General features: G+C 35.4%; 16 protein-coding genes. 3 read left to right on the top strand and 13 right to left on the bottom strand.

The features are described 5' to 3' along the window. Positions 1-54: 54 nt before the first annotated feature. The 13 genes from KI369_RS17540 to KI369_RS17480 form a co-directional block, all read right to left on the bottom strand. Positions 55-432: an OsmC family protein gene (locus KI369_RS17540; RefSeq protein ID WP_212956779.1), complete on the bottom strand. Its 378-nt coding sequence runs from the start codon at positions 430-432 to the stop codon at positions 55-57. Then, a complete protein-coding gene (locus KI369_RS17535) occupies positions 407-1828 on the bottom strand; it encodes an amino acid permease (protein ID WP_212956778.1) in 1422 nt (473 codons plus the stop codon). The genes KI369_RS17540 and KI369_RS17535 overlap by 26 nt, the downstream gene beginning before the upstream one ends. 205 nt (positions 1829-2033) lie before the next feature. Next, entirely contained in the window at positions 2034-2678 is a 645-nt protein-coding gene (locus KI369_RS17530) for an amino acid ABC transporter permease (protein WP_063225139.1), read from the bottom strand. Then, complete coding sequence (locus KI369_RS17525; RefSeq protein WP_212956777.1) at positions 2679-3335, bottom strand: amino acid ABC transporter permease; 657 nt, start codon at positions 3333-3335, stop codon at positions 2679-2681. A gap of 100 nt (positions 3336-3435) precedes the next feature. After that, positions 3436-4263 (bottom strand): glutamate ABC transporter substrate-binding protein, encoded by an 828-nt coding sequence (gene glnH, locus KI369_RS17520; protein ID WP_212956776.1) that lies wholly within the window; start codon positions 4261-4263, stop codon positions 3436-3438. 12 nt (positions 4264-4275) lie between these two features. Further along, complete coding sequence (locus KI369_RS17515) at positions 4276-5004, bottom strand: amino acid ABC transporter ATP-binding protein (protein ID WP_212956775.1); 729 nt, start codon at positions 5002-5004, stop codon at positions 4276-4278. Between the two features lie 137 nt (positions 5005-5141). Continuing rightward, positions 5142-6602, bottom strand: coding sequence for an alanine/glycine:cation symporter family protein (locus tag KI369_RS17510; RefSeq protein ID WP_212956774.1), 1461 nt, complete (start codon positions 6600-6602; stop codon positions 5142-5144). Between the two features lie 157 nt (positions 6603-6759). Next, a complete protein-coding gene (locus KI369_RS17505; protein ID WP_212956773.1) occupies positions 6760-7731 on the bottom strand; it encodes a phosphotransferase enzyme family protein in 972 nt (323 codons plus the stop codon). Between the two features lie 23 nt (positions 7732-7754). Further along, complete coding sequence (locus tag KI369_RS17500) at positions 7755-8441, bottom strand: CPBP family intramembrane glutamic endopeptidase (protein WP_212956772.1); 687 nt, start codon at positions 8439-8441, stop codon at positions 7755-7757. A gap of 201 nt (positions 8442-8642) precedes the next feature. After that, positions 8643-9242 carry a TasA family protein gene (locus KI369_RS17495; protein WP_001991613.1) on the bottom strand — a complete coding sequence of 200 codons (600 nt, stop codon included), beginning with the start codon at positions 9240-9242 and terminating at the stop codon, positions 8643-8645. Between the two features lie 258 nt (positions 9243-9500). Further along, complete coding sequence (locus KI369_RS17490) at positions 9501-13739, bottom strand: S8 family serine peptidase (protein WP_212956771.1); 4239 nt, start codon at positions 13737-13739, stop codon at positions 9501-9503. 402 nt (positions 13740-14141) lie between these two features. After that, on the bottom strand, positions 14142-14783 hold the full coding sequence (locus KI369_RS17485; RefSeq protein WP_212956770.1) for a response regulator: 642 nt from the start codon (positions 14781-14783) through the stop codon (positions 14142-14144). A 1-nt stretch (position 14784) separates the two neighbouring features. Then, complete coding sequence (locus KI369_RS17480) at positions 14785-16617, bottom strand: GAF domain-containing sensor histidine kinase (RefSeq protein WP_212956769.1); 1833 nt, start codon at positions 16615-16617, stop codon at positions 14785-14787. 344 nt (positions 16618-16961) lie between these two features. Here KI369_RS17480 and gerKA point away from each other — a divergent pair, with 344 nt between their 5' ends. The 3 genes from gerKA to gerKC are packed head-to-tail and all read left to right on the top strand — an operon-like array spanning position 16962 to position 20665. Beyond that, a complete protein-coding gene (gene gerKA, locus KI369_RS17475) occupies positions 16962-18473 on the top strand; it encodes a spore germination protein GerKA (RefSeq protein ID WP_438800508.1) in 1512 nt (503 codons plus the stop codon). Next, positions 18454-19560, top strand: coding sequence for a GerAB/ArcD/ProY family transporter (locus tag KI369_RS17470; RefSeq protein ID WP_212956767.1), 1107 nt, complete (start codon positions 18454-18456; stop codon positions 19558-19560). The genes gerKA and KI369_RS17470 overlap by 20 nt, the downstream gene beginning before the upstream one ends. Beyond that, a complete protein-coding gene (gene gerKC / locus KI369_RS17465; protein ID WP_212956766.1) occupies positions 19541-20665 on the top strand; it encodes a Ger(x)C family spore germination protein in 1125 nt (374 codons plus the stop codon). The genes KI369_RS17470 and gerKC overlap by 20 nt, the downstream gene beginning before the upstream one ends. The last annotated feature ends 13 nt before the right edge of the window (positions 20666-20678 follow it).

The raw sequence follows: 20678 nt of genomic DNA, 5'->3' as shown, positions 1-20678 counted from the left end.
CCGATTGGTTCAACTAGTAATCAGTGGGGATAAACACTCCCACTGATTACAGTTTCACTTTATTAATTCAATCGTTTCCGTAACTTTTATACTATCTTTTACAGATTGAACAATTGTGCAATTTTTCACTGCAAGCTGTAGCGCCTTGTCCAACTGCTCTTCTGTAATGTTCTCTGCTTTAATTTTATAGTGTAAATGAACACTTTCAACCGGTTTTGATAATGCTTCACTTCTACCAATTTCCGTTTCAATCGTAAACGTATCGTATGAAATACGTTTCTTTTCTAAAATTGTTCGAAAAACAATTGCACTACATCCTGCGATAGAAGAAACGAGTAATTGTAATGGTGAATATCCGTTCTCTCTTCCAATCGCTAATGGACCATACGATAAATCTGCCTCAATATCATCGTGTTTGATTGTTAGTTTCATTTGTTGTCTCCACCTTCATCGGTTTCTGCCGTTTCTTATTTATATAATAATATATGTAGCAGAAAATGATAAATGGAATACCACAATATAACGCCATTCTTTGTTCAGGAATAAACGCTAAACTAATAACGACGATGCTATTTGTAATTAAAGCTAAAATTGGAACAATTGGATATAACGGTGTTCTATACTTTAAGTCCTCTAACTTCCCTCCGCCTTTTATATACTGGCTTCTAAAGCGAAGTTGCGATAAAGCAATAATGATCCAACTTGAAACAGCTGATAAACCAGCTATAGATAGTAAGTACATGTATACTGTATCTTCTGCAAGAAAACTTGTGAATAAAGAAAGGCCAGCTACTGCAATCGTTACAACTAGTGCTGTAATTGGAATACCACGGTTATTTACTTTCTGGAACGATGTTGGTGCCATTCCTTCATTTGCAAGTGACCATAATATACGAGTTGCCGCGTATAATCCTGAATTCGCTACAGATAGTAACGCTGTAATAATAACGAAGTTCATAATATCAGCCGCGTATGGAATACCAATTTTATCAAATACGACTACGAATGGACTTTCAATTACGCCAGCTTCTTTCCAAGAAATTAATCCTACTAAAATCGTCATTGTTAAAATGAAGAATAACATAATGCGCCATACTGTATTACGAATCGCACGTGGAATTGTTTTTTCAGGATCTTTACTTTCTCCTGCTGCAATCCCGATTAACTCTGTTCCTTGGAACGAGAAGTTAACTGTAATCATTGTAAGTAATACGGCAGCTAGTCCATTCGGGAATAATCCACCATCGCTTACAAAGTTAGAGAAAAGAGGTGCTGCTTCTTTTCCGTCATATGATATAAACCCTAATAATGCACTACCACCAAGAACAACAAACGCAAGAATTGTAACTACTTTAATACTAGAGAACCAAAACTCTAATTCAGCATAACTTTTCGCTGAGATAGCGTTTGAAGCATATAAAATAACGCCGAATACGAGACACCATACCCAAACATCAACATTTGGAAACCATCTTTTCATCATTAAACCGATTGACGTTAACTCTAAACCTACTGTCACTGCCCAGCCAAGCCAATATAGCCAGCCGATCATAAAGCCCGTTCCTGGTCCAATAAACTTCGTCGCATACTTTTGGAAAGAACCTGAAACTGGCATTGCTACCGTTAACTCTCCAAGACAAAGCATTGTTAAATACATAATAAATCCGCCCACTAAATATGAAAGGATGGCTCCCCCTGGTCCAGCCTGATTAATGGTGTAACCTGAACCTAAGAAAAAACCAGTCCCGATTACACCACCTAGTGCGATCATAAATAAATGTCTACTCTTCATCGTACGATGTAATTTCTCATTCGTTGGTTGCTGCATCTAAATCCTCCCCCTACCAATACCCCTATATCTTGTTAAAATTTTCTGATAATAAAAATATACACGAAAGCGGTTACAATTTCTATATAAAATTAAAACTTTTCTGATAAAATAATATAAAAAATCGAATTATTGCTAGGTTTAGATTCTAATTAGAGGAAAATAAGGATAAACAAGGGAAAAACCCTTACATATATTGTAAGGGTTAGCGGAGTTCTAATCTTCTCGATAAAATTGATAAACTATAGTTCACGATAAAATACATACAAGCTACTACTATAAACGTCGGAATCATATAATTTACATTTTGTCCGCTAATAATTTGAGCATTATGCATAAGCTCTGGCAGTGATATAACGACTGCTAGCGCTGTATCTTTCAGCAATGAAATAAACTGACTGACAAGCGGCGGGACCATTCTTCTTAATGCTTGCGGTAAAATAATATGCCAAAGTGCTTGAACATACGTTAATCCTGAAGATCTTGCGGCCTCAATCTGTCCTTTTTCAATAGATAATAGGCCACTTCGAACAATTTCAGATATCATTGCTGCTTCAAATATTGTTAAAGCAACAATTACAGCTGTTATAATTTCTAATTTCAATCCTGCTTCTGGAAGTGCAAAATACGTGAAAAATATAATTAAAAGTAGTGGTAAGTTTCGAATTACTTCAACGATAATCCCCAATATTTGTGAGACGACAGGTATTTTCATGTAGCGCAATATTCCTATTACACTACCGATAATAAAGCTAAGTACAATCGCTACGAGCGCTACCTCTAATGTGATGAGTAATCCTTTTAATAAAAAGAGAATATGATCACCCGTTATAGCTCCCTTAAAATCCATTTACACCGCCTCCTTTGCTAAGCGTTTTTCTAAATAACGCACTAGCATACTGAGCGGAATTGTTAATATTAAATAAAACATCCCGACAAATATATAGACATCAAACGTAACAAACGTCTTCGTTGAAATTAAGTCTCCTTGATACATTAAATCCGTACCAGCGATAATTCCGAGTATGGAAGAGTTTTTTACTAAATTGAGAAATTGATTTCCTAGAGGAGGGATTACGATTTTCATCGCTTGAGGTAAGACTACATAATACATTCCTTGTACATACGTTAATCCTGAAGACCGTGCTGCTTCCATTTGCCCTTTTGCAACGGATAAAATACCAGCGCGAATAACTTCCGCAATAAACGCTGCAGTATATACGGTAAGCGTAACTGTTCCTGCTACAAAACCATTTAAAGTAATTCCTACTACAGGTAAAGCGAAATAAAATATAAATGCAATTAATACAAGTGGAATATTTCTTACAAATTCTACAAAAGCTGATCCTACCCAATTTAAAATACGAATCGGTGCAATACGCATTATCGCCAATACTACACCTAAAATAAAACTGCCTATTAATGCGATTACACTAGACATCACTGTATATTTAAAGCCTTCTAAATACATATCAATGTTATTCGTTAATATAGAAAAATCAGGCACATATTCTCCCCTCTTTCTTTACAAGAAGAGGATGAGTATCCCTCATCCTCTTACTATTTATCAATGGGAATACAGCTCCGCTCATTAAAATATCATTTTACTACTCTTGCTTTTGCCCAATCCATTTCTCATACAATTTGTCGTACTCCCCATTCGCCTTCATATCTTTTAGCAAGCTATTAATCTCTTTCGTTAAATCATCTGCACCTTTTTGCACTGCAATTCCGTACGGTTCATCCGTAAAAATTTTCCCTACAACTTCATAATTTGAATCTTGTTTTGCCATGCCGTAAAGAATTGCGTTATCTGTCGTTAAAACATCACCTTTTCCTGCTTTTAACGCCGTAAATGCCTCACTGTAATTTTCAAATTCTAATACAGTCGCTTCTGGTGACTTTTGACGAATGTTATTTGTAGATGTTGATCCTTTTACAGCTAACACTTTCACGCCCTTTTTCACATCATCAATACTTTTAATATCGCTCCCTTTTTTCACAAGTAACGATTGCCCCGCTTTAAAATATACATCTGAGAAATCCACTTCTTTTTTGCGTTCTTCCGTAATTGTCATTGTCGCGATAATTGCATCAATATCACCATTTTTTAGTAGTGGAATACGTGTTTTAGACGTTACTTCTTTCAGCTCTAGTTTCTTTTCATCCCCAAGAATCTTTTTCGCAAGTGCCTTCGCAATATCAACATCAAATCCTTCTACCTCCCCTGTCGAAGGATTTTTCAAGCCAAATAAGTTCGTATCATTCTTCACTCCAACTACTAGCTTCCCGCGCTTTTTAATTTGCTCAACAGCCCCGCCTTGCTTCGTATTCGTTTCTTTCGTCTCATCTTTTTTACTTCCGCACCCGGCAACGACAAGTACGAATAAACAAGAGAATACGATTAAGGTAAACAACTTTTTCATTTTAAGCATAAAATTCCTCCTTTAATGATTTAACACTCGACTTAAAAATAAACGTGCTCTTTCTTGTTCAGGGCTCGCAAAAAATTGCGCCGGTGTTGTATCCTCAATGATCTTGCCATCATCCATGAATAAGATCCGATCTGCTACTTCTCGCGCAAACCCCATTTCATGCGTGACAACGACCATCGTCATCCCTTCTTTAGCTAGTGTTTTCATAACATCAAGTACTTCCCCGATCATCTCTGGATCAAGAGCAGACGTAGGCTCATCGAATAGCATAATTTCTGGCTGCATTGCAAGCCCTCTAGCAATTGCTACCCTTTGCTGTTGTCCTCCAGATAATTGATGCGGGTATACAATAGCCTTCTCCGGGATTCCTACTTTCTCTAAATAAAACATCGCTGTTTTCTCGGCTTCCTCTTTTGAAACCTTATTTACTTTAATAGGTGCGAGTGTAATATTTTGAAGAACCGTTTTATGTGGATATAAATAAAAATGTTGAAAGACCATACCGATATTTCGGCGTAATTCATTCATATCTGTTTTTGTATTGTGTACCTCTGTATTTTGTACAATTAACTCTCCATCTGTAATTGTCTCTAGCTGATTTATACACCGAAGCAACGTGCTTTTTCCTGATCCTGAAGGCCCAACAACTACTACCACTTCACCTTTTTTCACTTGCACATTAATATCTTTTAAAACTTGAAAATCGCCATAATATTTATTTACATTACGAAACTCTATCACCATACTCCCCCCTTCCCCTAACAAAGCATGTACATTCTTTTTATATTCAAAAATAGGCAAAAAAATAACTACCTGCCTCATTTTGCCCATAAAAAAAAGCAAAGGGATTTTCCCTTTGCTTTTTCACTTCTATTCTATTAAGATACTTCTTCTTTCTTATCTTTTCCGTATTCATGCTCCCAGAAATCAGCATTTTTAATTCCTAATGGCCCTGGATCGAATACCGGATCTTTTCCTTCTTTTTTCTGCTTTTCATAATCCTTTAATGCAACTAATGCAGGTTTTTGTAATAATAAAATCGCAATGATATTTACCCATGCCATAATTCCTACACCGATGTCACCTAAAGCCCACGCCGTTGCTGCTGTTTTTATACAACCGTAGAATACCGCTCCTAAAAATACAAACTTTAGTATCATGGACAGCCAAGGACGATCCTTATCACGATTTAAGTACGCGATATTCGTTTCTGCAATGTAGTAATATGCCATAATTGTTGTAAACGCGAAGAATAATAACGAGATTGCGACGAAACCGTTTCCAAAACCAGGAAATACAGATTCTACTGCTGCCTGTGTATATCCAGGTCCTGGCTGCGCACCGTTTAGTTTATTAACGATAAAGTTTTTTCCGCTTGCATCAAATACGTTATACATGCCTGTAATAATCATCATAAATGCTGTTGCTGAACAAACAAATAATGTATCAATGTAAACGGAGAATGCTTGCACTAAACCTTGTTTAGCTGGATGTGATACTTCAGCCGCTGCTGCTGCGTGTGGTCCAGTTCCTTGCCCTGCTTCATTGGAATAAATACCACGCTTTACTCCCCAAGAAATTGCTAGACCGATAATACCACCGAAAGCCGCTTCTAAAGCAAAAGCACTTCTTATAATTAACATAAATGCTTCTGGTAATTTTTCAATATTCATAGCGACAATAACGCAAGCTACTAAAATATAACCAACTGCCATAAACGGAACTACAACTTGCGCTACGTTAACAATTCTCTTTACTCCACCGAAGATGATAAGGGCTAATACAACAACTAATAAAGCCCCTGATACGGTAGTGTTAATTCCAAAAGCTGTTTCTAAACTTACCGCAATACTATTTGCTTGCACACCTGGCAGTAAAAGCCCCGTTGCAAGAATTGTCGCTGCAACGAATACTAAAGCATACCATTTAACCCCTAAACCTTTTTCGATGTAATAAGCTGGACCACCTCGGAACTGCCCTTGATGTTTCGTCTTATATATTTGTGCTAGTGTCGATTCTACATAAGCAGAACCTGCTCCTAAAAAGGCTACTGCCCACATCCAAAATACAGCTCCTGGTCCACCGAAGGCAACCGCTGTTGCTACCCCAGCGATATTCCCTGTCCCAACGCGTCCTGATAACGAAAGTGCTAACGCTTGGAATGAAGAAACACCAGCCTCTGATTTTTCTCCTTTAAATGTCAGCTTCACCATTTCTCCTACGTGCCTTACTTGTAAAAACCTCGTTCGAATAGAAAAATATAAACCTACTCCTAAACATAAATAAACAAGTGCTGGACTCCAAACAATATTATTTAACCAATTTACGAAAGCTTCCAATATTCCCCCTCCTTTTTATCAAGAATATTCAGAATATATAAAAATTATAAATGTATACCGAATCTATGACAATATTATTTTAATAAAACAAACATATTTTTGTATAAAAAAACAAAGTATACATTTATTTTGTATACTTTGTTTTGAACAAAATGTATTATATATTCACAATTGATTCTTCGCTTATAATTCTTTCATATAACTCTTCCGATAATTTCCGGAAGTTATCTGGCATATCTTTCCCCTTAAACTTCTTTTGAAGTGTACCGTATAAACCAACATCACGTAGACGTAAGAACAACGGTAACGATTCATACCAACTATCAGCCAGTCTGTGCTCATACTCATAGCCTTTTCGTAACACTTGTAATTGTTTACGAGCAAAATCTGTCTTCTCTTCCGCTGTCCACGGTGTAAATAGAACAGAGTAATAGAGAACCATCGCTAAATCGTGTATAAAGTAATTATAAGCCGCATCATCAAAATCAAAGATAGTTAGCTCTTTACCATCATAATGAAAATTACCTGGATGAATATCACCGTGCATAAGACCGAACGTTTCTTTTTCAATTGGAAGAGCTTTAATTTCATCCATTAATACCGCTGCAATCTTTTTCACTTGATCATCGTCTAATTCATTCACAATCCCACTCTCATCTTCTTCCCACGTATCACGATGATTCGTTTTAGGATAGTTCATTGTTAGACGATGCAGTTGACCAATCGCTTTTCCCCATGCTTCAAAATAAATATCGCCCCAATAAGGCGATTCTTCTCCTTTTACTTGCTCTCCTTTTGCATATGTAAATAAAGAAGCGAAAAAGAAAGTTTCATCCTCTGCTCCAATTTCTTCTACAAGATTTTGAGACGCTGAATAAAGGGGTCCCGCTACCTTTGCCCCATTTTCTGCAACATATCGTAAAAAATCTAATTCAGCTTCGACTTCTTTTTTTGAACGATGAGAAGAATGGGTTAAACGCAATACGTAATCTTCACCACAATCGCCCTTGGCCTTAAAAATATAATTCTCAAAATCTCCGAGCGGCTTGTCTTCCACTGTTACATGAAACAAACTCGCTGCTCTTTTTAAAATCTCTTTTGTAAAAATACGTTCTACAGCTATTTCCATATGTATCCCTCCTATATATCTTCTTAATTCGACATAAATGTTAAAAGTACTGCTATGAAATTGAATAATGCATGGGCAATCATAGCCGATAAAATAGAATTTGTTTTCTCATATAACCAAGCAAATACTACCCCACTTAAAAAGTTCACCGGTAATGTGTTATATGTTGGAATATGGACAACGGTAAATATTATGGAACTTATAAACATACCGCCCCACATGCCATATCTATTACGAAAAAATGTATAAAAAACACCTCGATATAAAATCTCTTCATATATCGGTGATATAATTGCTGCTCCAATTACCGCGATACAGAATGAATAGATTGATTTATCATTTTGGACCGTCTCCGTCTTACTGTTTTCAAAAGAAATACCCATTTTCTCCATTATCACTAATACAGCAATACTAGCTACAATTAAGAAAATAACCGCTCCAACTGTCCATAAGAGATCTTTCCATGAAAGCTTCCGAATTCCAATATCTTTCCACGAGAGTTTATGCCTTTTTATACAAAAAAGATAAACTACAGTAGTAAATATCACTGCCATTATAAAGCCCATTAATACTCCAGCATATAGTGAGTTACCTATTATTTCTAAAATATATTTATAAAAAAGAGATTCAACAGTTACTGGAACAATAACAAATACAAACATAAATAAATATAAAATTTCTTTCCATCCCCACATATCCCTCAAAGTCATTTATATCATCCCCTATACCCTATTTTCTACAGTATAAAAGATGACGTAACGTAACTTTCAAGTTTGTTTTTTCCAAATAATTCAAGCGTAATTTTCTCTCAAAACACAAAAAAGGGTTGATTCACTAAATCAACCCTTACACTATTAAAAATTCTATTTCTCAATTCTTCATCAATTGATTCTCGTATATAACATTTATTTTTATTTCTCTTCACCTTTTGTCTGCATTGAATTGAAATTCCAATTTAATTTTAATGAATCTCCTTGAAATACATTTTGCTCTTCATCATTATCTACAAATGTGAACATTACATAGAAAGTATCATCATCACCAGGAGCAAGTCCATTTCCTTCTCGGTCTACAACACCTTTTTGTACAAGATCAGGAATACTTCCGTTTTGCGTAGCTACCTTTAATTCAGATAATGTAGTAGACCAAATTGGAACCTCATTTTTATCCAAATTCCACAAGAAATCAACACGGATATGATCACCAAAATCAGCATTTCCATTATCTCCTTTCGCATCGATTACACTGTAATCTGTCAGAAGTTTCACATCTCCTATTGCTAAAGTTCCTTTGTTTACTAATTGAAAACCACGCTCCATTTCATCACCTGGTTTCATATTGTCGACATTAATAACAACTTCAGGATTCACACTCAAATCTAAAGTACCCGCTGCAAACGTGTTTTGTGATACTTCCTTATCACTAAAATACGCATATGTTCCCCCGCCAATTAAAGATAAGCCAAGCGCTGCAGTTATAACACCCATACCAATTTTTTTCTTCATACTCATTTTACAAGTCCCCCTATTTTTAAAGTTCAAACTACAAACCTAATTTCCATCCCACAAACAATACTAATTAAGCAACTACCTTGTCCCATAACGAAAGTGAATTTACTTTAAACTAGTTACTTCATGCACTCAAACAACTATTACTTTTAAAATAACCGGTAACGTTACCGTATTTCATTACCGGTTATTTGTTAGCCAATCTCATTTCATTTACTATTCATTGTCTGATTGCATTATTTACTCTAGAAGTTTGTCCACTTATTTTTTGGGTTCTAAGCCAATAGAGCGTAAGATTTTATCTAATGTCACTGGCCCTACATTTTCTTTCGGTTTCTGATTTCCTTTAGCATCTTGCCCCTTTTTCAAGAAGTTTTTCTCAATAAAACGAATATCTGTTTCATCTACAACACCATCTTGATTTATATCTCCATCTTTTACAGATACTTTTCCTTTTCCATACGATAAAGCTGCTATTCTAGCATCTTGAATATCTACCATTTTATCGCCGTTTACATCACCTGCAAGGTTGTCATCCATATCAGCTCTAAAGTTTTGTCCCACTAATTCTCCGTCCTGCATTTTCCCTATTTTTGTTGTTAATTTACTATTTAAATGACCTGGCATTTCTACAAAAATATCATATTCTTTATCGCTTACAGGGACACTACGAATTTCAAATTGCCCGTTATCATCAATCGTTCCTGTATATTTCTTTCCATCCTTGCCAACTGCATACACTTTTGCTCCTAGTTTTGTATAGTCATTCTTTCCTAAATAGCCCTCTTCATTCAAGAAAGCTTCCGGAGCGATATATCCTGTAACCGTTGAATGTTTCGAAACAATAGCAAAAGATTTATCTTTAAACACAGGAATCTCAATGTCTGATGCACCAGCTTTTGTATAAGAGAACTTATCTACTCCAAATGCTGTTACATCATTAAAATATTCATCGCTCGTCATCTCGAATGTAACATCTAAAAATGGTGTATCTCCATCTAACCCTTTAAATTCTTTTCCTTCTAATGATGCGCCAACTTTCACCTTGTTTTCCCAAGCTCCTTCTTCACTTATCTTCGGATCTTCTAATTTAAGGTTCAATCCATGTTGTTTTACATATTCCGTAAGTGCTGGATTTGGTTTCACATCTGTAAATTTAAAGAGCTGCTTGTCAAAAGGAATTTCAAATGTACCTGACATAAGCTGTTTTACATTATTAAGATTCAAAGTTAACGTAATTTTTTCACCTAATTTTATTTTATCTTTGTCATAACTTGGAACAGCGTATTCTGTTCCTTCTTTTACAAAGACATAATTCTTATATCCGGTTGCCATATTCCCTGCAGTAGCAAGGTCATATCCAAATAATTTTAAATTTAACGGCTCATTTATTTCCTCTGGAAGTACTCCAAATTTAAAATCACCATTTGCTTGAATTGTATTCAACCAACCTGATGGGAAAGCTGAGTTTTGATAATATACAATTTGATTCGCTTTTTGATCATACTGCAAGCCTTTTGCCTTTAATGCATCTACTGTAGAATCATAAATATTACCATGCACCCATAATGCACGTTGGCCGTCTTCTTCTTTAAACATAGAATCATTTACTTCGTGTATACCAGGTTGTACATCCTTAAATTTCATTTCCGGTATAACATTATCAATGATAATGTTATCGCCTTTTGTATACGATTTTCCTTCCTTATCATATCCAACGAAGTTCAATTCGTAATCTCCATCAGGCAACATAACAGGTTTATCCCCAATTGGATGAGCTGGATCTCCTGTAAATGGAAGTACATACCCTCCCATACCAGAAAACATCATATATTCAACATTCGGTGTTAGACTACTTGCATCAAGTGTACCAACGACTCCTAATGCCTTCCCTGTCTTTCGGTCCTTCACAACTGCATCAATAGTTTCAAGAGGACTATTTACTTTAAATGTCAAAGGCGAACTTGGTCTCTCCATAAATGGATGGAATTTAGATGCATCTGTTGCCATTGCATCTCTTAGTAAATCCACAGACGCAATCCCTTTTTCTGTGAATTTAACTGCAAATGGTACTTGATATACTTCTTTTTCATTGTTCTTATTTGAAATATGAATATACCCCTCATATCTACCAAATTCAGCGTTTTCTGGAATGATAATTTCAGGGCTAATTTCCTCTGATGTACCAGGAGCTACTTTAATAGAATCTTGTACGTTTAGCTTCACACCATTCCTCGCTGCATCTTGCACCCCTACACTTGTAGGTGAAAATTCTACCTCTAATTTAAATTCTTTCCCATCTGTTTTACTGCTGTTCTTAATTAAGACTTTTCGACTATCTTTAATAGGCCCATTTTCAATTTGATTTTTATACCCAAACGCAATAGAACCTGTTTTTTCTTCAATTTCTACTTCTTCATCATCTACAACGTTTGATGTTTTATCGATAACCTCGATAGATGTATCTGCATGGACTGCACGATATGCATCAATTCGTCCAGAGCCCACCTCAAATACAGAACGCTCTTCTTTTAGGTCAACTGCGGTATTCATAAGTGCTTCTTTTACTTCAAATGGACTATAGTTTGGATGTTCTTGTAAAATAAGTGCCGCTACCCCTGCAGTATGAGGAGTTGCCATAGATGTACCTGACATACGTCCATACGCTACCGGATAATTTTCTCCATCTTTTGGATCATTAATATATTCAGGAACAGTTGAGAAAATAGAAACACCTGGTGCTACAATATCCGGCTTAATATCATCTGTCTTAGTTGCAGGACCACGGGAGCTGAAATCAGCCAAGTGATCTCCCTCTGTTTTTATATTACTAAGTTCCCCAAACGCTAACGACACATCTCCTTGTACAGCTTTTGCTTGCAATTTCTCACCATCTACTTTTGTTAAGCGGAACGATGGAATAGATGAAGTACTTTCCCCAAGATAACTTGTAATTTCCCCATCTACATTGTTGTATACGATTACCGCCTTTGCGCCTGCTTCCTTAGCATTTTTAATTTTTTCATCAAATGTAATCTCACCGCGTTGGATAAGAGCTAACTTTCCTTTTACATCTTTCCCTGTAAAATCACCTGATTTCCCAAGCCCTGCATATACAACCGATAAGGATTGTCCTTTCAAATCTTCAATCTTATCAGTAAAGCTTTTTCCAAGTAGCATCATCTTATCTACATGTACATCACCTGCATCGGCGGAAAACGTTGGGATATTCATTGCAGCGTCACTGGCTCCAACTGTAATGGGAAGTGCCGCTGCACTAGGTGATCCAATGGTACCTTCTTCCGGACCACTATTACCAGCTGCTACTACTGTAACAACACCAGCCAACATCGCATTGTTCACCGCGACAGAAGTAGGATATAAAGGATCATTAATAGACGCTCCTAGTGATAAATTGATAACATCCATATCGTCTTTCACTGCTTTATCAATCGCAGCAAGAATACCACTTGTTTGTCCACTTCCATATGGACCTAATACGCGATATGAATATAAATCTACATCTGGAGCAACGCCCTTCACTGCATAATCCACACTATTCTGTTTGTCTGCAGCAATTGTCCCGGCTACATGCGTACCATGGGATGTATAATATGCACTTCCCTCATAAATTTCAGGATATCCTCCAGAATTTTTCCAATCCTTATACGTTGTCTCCATTGGATCAGCATCATTATTCACAAAGTCCCATCCTTTTATTGAGTTCGGATCTACTTTACTTGGATCTTCACCTTGTTTTGCACGATATCCTTTATATGCATCTTTCAAATCCGGGTGGTTGTAATCAATACCGGTGTCCAGTACACCTACCTTAATTCCTTTACCTGTTATTTTTTCATCATGCAGCTTGTCCACACCAATTTGCGGTACACTATCTGCCATTTTCGGTTCAACAGCAGTCTTAGCTGTTTCTTTCGGCAAATCAATTTTAACCTCATGATCTTCCCATACGCGCTTAACGATACCGGTACGAACTAAGTCTTCGATCATATTTGCTGGTAAAGAAATCGCTACACCATTAAAAGCGTTCTTATACTCTCTTGTTATTTTTGCAGATTTTACATTTGTTCCTTTCTCTTTATTCTTTTGAAGCTGTTCAAGTTCTGCTTTAAATCCTTTATGTGATGCCTCTACCTTTTGTTCCGCATTTGAAAGAGCTACCTTTTTCCCTTTAGCCGCTTGTTTTAATACCTCAATTTTGCTAGGTGCTTGCTTAAATTCTATAATCACATTCACATTATTAGGACTTGCTGTATTAATACCTGGCGAAATAACAAAACCTGGTTTTGTATCTAACGTTTTTAAGGCATTACGTTGTTCCTTGGTAAGACCTTTCAAGATAGCATTTGCATCATCAATTCCAGTTAAAGTAGATGTATTTACCTCTTCTGCTAATACGTTATATGGAATTCCTTGAGACAATAACATTCCAACTGTTAACGTTCCAATAAGAATCTTTCCAAATTTCCCTCGTTTCATATTGCATCTCTCCATTATTCATATTATTTTTTGAAACCAATTGATTCTTACATTCCTACTTAGCATTGGAAACTCTATCAATCTTAATCTTTTGTATCATGAAAGATTCCAACACTACTACCATCCCCATACCTCATATAGCTAATTACTCACTTTTCTCTTTCTATAGGAGCCCCCCATCATTTATTTTCAACAAAAGATTTTCACAAAATGAATTATTAATAGGATTAAAATGTAATTCTATTATTATTATTTCACGTTTTGATTATTCTGAAAATTAATCAAAAGGAGTATCTTTTCTCTAAGGATTCTATGCCTACATAGTACAAAAGAACTATCTTGTCCTTTATTCTTTGTGATACAGAATAAAGCAACACGATAGTTCTTTGAAAGGTTTCTTATTTAATCTAGCGGAACCAATTGATTTCGAACTGCATAAATCACTGCTTGTGATCGACTTTTTACATTTAGTTTTTTAAAAATTTTATTGATGTGTATTTTAACTGTTTTATCACTAATATATAGAACTTCAGCAATTTCTTTATTACTAAGTCCTTTTACTAGTTCAAAGAGAATTTCCTTTTCACGTTCCGTCAATTCATTTTCATTTGATTCTACTTTCATTTTTTGCTGATGATATGTAATTAATTTTTTAGTCATACGCGGATGAATAACTGAATCGCCTCGATATAACATCCGAATTGCTGCTACTACCTGCTCTGATGATGAATCTTTCAATAAATAACCATCAGCACCGGCCTGGAGTGCATCCATTAAATACTCATCATGTTCATACATTGTAAACACAAGTACTCGGCAATTCGGATACTTTTTTTTCACCAACTCTGTAGCTTCAATACCATTTTTCCCCGGAAGATTAATATCCATCAAAATACAATCTGGTCTGCATTCTTCTACTTTTTCCAATACTCCGTCCCCAGAGCTAGCTTCTCCAACCACTTTCATATCAGATTCATCCTCTAGTATGCTCCGAATTGCGTCTCGTAAAAAAGCATGATCATCTACGACTAATATTTTAATCATTTTACGCACCCCTTGTTTGTGAATCTGGAATTAACAGTGTAATTTCTGTCCCTTTTCCTACAGAACTATTAATCTGTAAAGTAGCCCCTAGTTGTTCAGCTTGTTCATTCATATGTAATATACCATAATGTGGCTCATTCTTCGTTTTAACCATAGACTCAAATAATGAAAAACCAACTCCATTATCCTTAACTCTTAAAAGTACGTGCTCACTTTGATAGCTGAGTAAAACATCAGTCTTTTCTGCTTTTGCATGCTTTACAATGTTTTGCAAACTCTCTTGTAATGTATCAAAAATAACCCTTTCTTTTGAAAAACTAAGCGCACGTGCATGACCTCTTTCATGATATGTAATATCTAGTTCGTATTCTTGTTTTAAAGATTTTATTTTACTCGCTATCGCCTGCTTAAGTCCTAATTGTTGTGTCGGATATGGTTTTAAAGCATAAATAGAATAGCGAACTTCTCCTAAGCTTCCTCTTAAATCTTTTATACTTTTCTCTACTACTTGCTGCATATCTATTGGTTTATCACGGTATTTTTTCTGCGCGGATTCTAGTTGAAATATCACCCCGGCTAATGTTTGCGCAATACCATCGTGAATTTCTCGTGCGATTCTATTTCTTTCTTCTAAAATCATTCTTTTTTCCTGCTCAGAAATCAATATCCTTGTTTTAACTACGTTAGCTAATTGATTAGAAAATGTAGCTAATGACTGTACATCTTCCGGAAAAAAACCTGCAGTTCTACTTTTCCCTGCAACAAACATTCCGACTAGTTCATCATTTACAATAAGAGGAAAATACACAAGTGAGCGTATGACACTATCAAATATTTCATCTCCAGGAGCCATACCAATTTTCCAATCATTAAATACTAGATTTTTAGAGAGTTCCTCAAACCCTCTTAACTTTTCTGAATCATCAGATATATCAGAGCGGACTTTCCCATCTTTTAATAGAATATTCCAGTTCCCATCATCTTTTGTCCATATTACATATGCTTGTATGCCAAAAAACCCTTTAAGTGCTTGTTTAATATGTTTCAAGTTTCCTCCGGTTAATCCTCGACTAATTTCGGTCGTAATAAGAAATAACTCATATAATCGTTCCTTCTCCATCCTTATCCGTACAGAAAAAGAACTAATAACGGAAGCTGCTACAAGTGGAAAAAAGAAAAACAGTACTGTAATCTCGTTTACTTCCACACTATATGTACTAATTAATACGTGCATCAGTGCCGCATAAGAGAAACCAAAAGTTTCGCAAAGAAATACCGTTACAGTTTTTTTATACCACTGATGGATTGAATATGGCTGCGGAAGGAGTATCATTAACAAATCGTAAAAACGATTGTTGAAAAAACAAAAAAACACGCAAAATAATAACAAAGATATTAAATTTTCATATAGAACTGACATATCAATCTTATTAATTAATAAGGACATACATTTGTTTGAAAACCATTCGGCCAAAATCAGACTAAGTGCATGCTGAGTACTATTAAATAACATTCTTTGTATCGGTGAACGACGATACAGGTGAATAATTAGCGTTACGAGTACAATAGCAATAATAGTTATATGGATTCCAAACTGCCAATTCATAGCGTAAATGATCGGAAAGGTAAGCGAACTAGTTCCTCTCCAAAATCTCACAGGAAAATACTCTGCAATCCCCATAAATAGTAACAACAATATTAGTATTGTTGGATGAGAAGGGATTTTAATTTCAAGTAAAGATATAGTTATAGTAATTAAACCGAGAAAAGAAATAAAATAAAGATAAGAACTAGCAATCTTTTCTCTCATAAAGATAGAATTTACATCTTTCAAAACAACCCCTTCTTTCTTTATAAAAACTTCATTTTCTCTATTATCCAATAAAAAACCGGCACTGGCAAAATGGAAGAACCCCCACTAGCCAATCACCGGCTGTGTACTGCACCTAAAAAGGCAAGACACAATACTAGTATTATAAATCGCTTTTCTTAAATTTCCTATTCATCGAATGATGTAATTATGCACACTGCTAGGCTTACCACCTTATAGTACAAAAGATATATATTAATATCTCAAATATATACTTTCTTTCCATCCCCCTACTTTTTCTAAATAATCCAAGCATAATTTTCTCACAACAAGCAAAAATTAACAGAAATAATTCCAATGTAAAGGAGATGGAAAATATGGACGAACAGGAGGATTCTCAACAAGATAATAACAAAAAGCATATGTTTCCATCACTTCCGGAAAACATTAATTATATCGAAAATAAGCTCTGTCATTCAGACGATATAAAAAAATTAGATCTCCCTTTTCAGAACGGAAAAGGAACAATCTTATATATCGAATCTTTAGCAGACCCAAATTTAATTCATCAATTAGCTCTTGAGCCATTATTAACGCGGTCAGATTTGTCTTTAGATAAAGCTTTTTCCACATTAAATATGAAAAAAGAAACAAATTTAATTTATGGTGTACAGCTCTTATTACAAGGTAAATCATTATATTTCCATGAACATGTCGACAGTTTTTGTATTTTCGAAACAGCTTTATCTTTAAAAAGAGATATAACCGAACCTGATAATGAGGGAGTTGTCCGTGGACCGCATAACGGTTTTGTAGAAGATTTAGCAACCAATTTAGCTTCGATTCGTAAACTCATAAAAAGTCCAAATGTCGTCGTTAAATATTTCACACTTGGTGAAGAAATGCATACAAAAGTGGCAATTGCTTATATGCAAAACATAGCGAATGACGATTTAGTTGCAGAAGTGAAAAGAAGGTTAGAAAAGATTAAGACAGATGCACTTATGCCTCCAGGATACATACAAGAATTTATAGAGGATACGTCTTTCTCACCCTTCCCGCAGCAATTAAATACAGAGCGCCCAGATAGAGTCGCAGCAAATTTAATGGAAGGACGAGTTGCTATTTTATCTGATGGAGATCCAACAGCACTTATTGTTCCTGTTACACTCTTTACTTTCTATCAATCACCAGATGATTATAATAACCGCTGGATCGTCGGTTCTTTCGTCCGAATGATTCGCTTAGTCAGCTTTTTAATCGCCTTTCTCTTACCAGCTATATATATTGCAACCGTTGCTTTTCATCCTGATGTGTTACCGCTCGAACTTGTATATACAATTAAAGCTTCATTAGAAAAAGTACCACTCCCTCCGATTTTTGAAGCTCTCTTAATGGAATTGATTTTCGAATTATTACGGGAAGCTGGTATTCGTCTGCCAAGCCGAGTTGGACAAACAATCGGTATTGTAGGCGGTTTAGTAATTGGTGATGCGATCGTAAAAGCCGGACTCGTTTCTTATACGATGATCATCGTTGTAGCTTTAACTGCAATCTCATCTTTTCTCGTTCCATCAAACGATATGAGTTCAGCAGTTCGAATTCTTCGTTTTCCATTAATGCTTCTTGCTGCCCTATTCGGATATGTAGGAATATCATTCGGTCTCATTATAACTTTCGTTCATTTATGTCAGCTACATTCATTTCATACCCCATATCTTTCTCCTGTCGCTCCGATGCGGGTAAAAGATATGAAGGATTCTTTTGTACGACTACCAATTTGGTCATTTTGGGAACGACCACATGATCCAAAACCGAAAAAAATGCAGCGCCAACATGTAACGAGAGAGGATGAGAACGGTGACAAACACGCAAAGTAAAATTTCGCTTGTTCAATTTACCTTTTTCGTTATTCAATGCCAAATCGGGGTTGGTATACTTTCTCTACCTAACCGTCTTCACCCAATAGCAAAAGGTGGTGGATGGATTTCCGCTCTCATCGCTGGGCTTGCAATTCAACTTATTATTTTACTTATGTGGCTTTTCTTAAAACGATTTCCTGATGCAGATATGTATGAAAGTGTTTGCATGCTATTTGGTAATAAGTTTGGAAAACTATTAGGCTTTGCTTATGCTTTTTATTTTACTCTTATCGGTATGACAGTTATGTTAAATGCTTGTAATGTCATTAAAGTATGGGTTTTGCAAGCGACCCCTTGGTACGCAATTCTCTTACTATTTACGATAGCTTGCTGCTATATAGCCTATAACACATTCAAAGTTATTGTACGATTTTATGTCATGGCTTCTATTCTCATTTTGCCCATGGCTCTTTTAATTGCACTAGGGTTTTCACGAGCTGATTTTTCTTATATTTTTCCAGTTACAGAAGCAGGATGGTGGAATATTATTCAAGCATCAAAGGAAACAATTACAGCCATGTATGGTTTTGAAATTATTCTTATCGCTTTCCCAAAAGTAAATGGGAGTTCTATTGCAAAACTAAAGGCAATTTCTATCGCTAATGGATTTGTAACCCTTTTTTATACTTTTACTGTTTGGATTTGCTTTATCGTATTTAGTCCGAAACAAATTGAACTTATTCCAGAACCAGTTGCTTACTTATTACGCTCCTTGCATATCGGGATTATAGACCGAACTGATTTACTATTCATACCAATTTGGATGATAACTGTTGTTGCTTCTATCGCTAGTTATTACTGCGCTGCTTCTATAGGAATTGGACATATATTCAATCTTGCTAATCATAAAAAAGCTGTCCCAATCGTTGGTATTATTGCCTTTAGTGTAGCCTTATTTATCGATACACCGGAAGAATTAAAAGTGATTGCAACTTTCACTGATAAGTTCACCTATATTTTCATCGTTGTCCTCCCTCTTTTATTTCTACTTTATTCAGTAATAAGAAATAAGAAAGGAGAACAGTATGTTCAAAAAAAGAGTTAAATTACTTTTTGTATTATGTACTAGTGCATTCCTTTCTGGCTGCTGGGATCAAGAACCATTAAGGGAAGCAAGGTTAGCTTATAGTATTGGATCTGATATTACGGAAGAGAATAAACTCCAGCAAACAATTGAGCTCGTAAAAAGTTCAAGCGGAGAACAAGCTTCATTCGAGAATGAAATACATTCAGCAACTGGTCATAACATAAGAGATACAAGCGATGCACTGAAAAAAAATGTAACCGGAAATATTCGTTATTTTAAATATGGTGTTCAATTACTTGGAACCAAAATTCTAAAAAAAGGTGTACTACCTTATTTAGATGTCAGCTTTCGGGACCCAACAAACCCAACTGCTTTAGTAAAACTTATTGCAGTAGATGGTGAAACATCCGAGATACTAGAAAAAAAGAAAGTAGGAAATTTACTAATTGGAGATTTTCTAAAGAAAAAAGTGAAGAGCTTAGAAGATATGAGTGTATTTCCAAAAGAAACTTTAGAGACAGCTGCTACAAAAATGTTAGATCCCGGTAAAGACTTTACCCTCCCTTCTATAAAAATAAAAGGAAAAGAAGTAATTACAAACGGGTTAGCTTTATTTAACAATGATAAATTAACTGGGCATTTACCTTTGAAACAATCTGTTTTATTCGTATTATTAACCGGAAAGATGGGAACAAGTGCCCGTATAACCCAAAAACTTACTAGCGATGAATCAGAGAAAACATCTGATTATTTAACAATGGAAATTAGCAATCGAAAGTTAAAACGGGACTTAAAAATAACAACAGATAAAAAAGGAAATGTTTATGCTCACATTAAGCTCCAACTAAAAGTAATAGCACTTGAAGCCCCAAGAGATAATATTTATAAAATGGAAGCCAGAAAAAAACTAAATAAGGACCTATCAAAACAACTTACGAAAGAAGCGAAAAAAATAACAAACAAACTACAAAAAGCAAATTGTGATGCTTTCGGTATCGGAAGACATCTTATCGCATATCATCCTGACTTATGGAAGAAAAAAAATTGGAATAAAGATTATGCAAAAGTAAAATTCAAACCAGAAGTAGACGTAAATATTTTATATAGCGGTGTCTTAAAATAAAAAGGTTGTATGC

The organism is Bacillus sanguinis (assembly GCF_018332475.1).
In the GTDB taxonomy this organism is placed as follows: domain Bacteria; phylum Bacillota; class Bacilli; order Bacillales; family Bacillaceae_G; genus Bacillus_A; species Bacillus_A sanguinis.
Note: the sequence above shows the minus strand (reverse complement) of the source record. Positions and strands in the feature narration are given on the sequence as shown.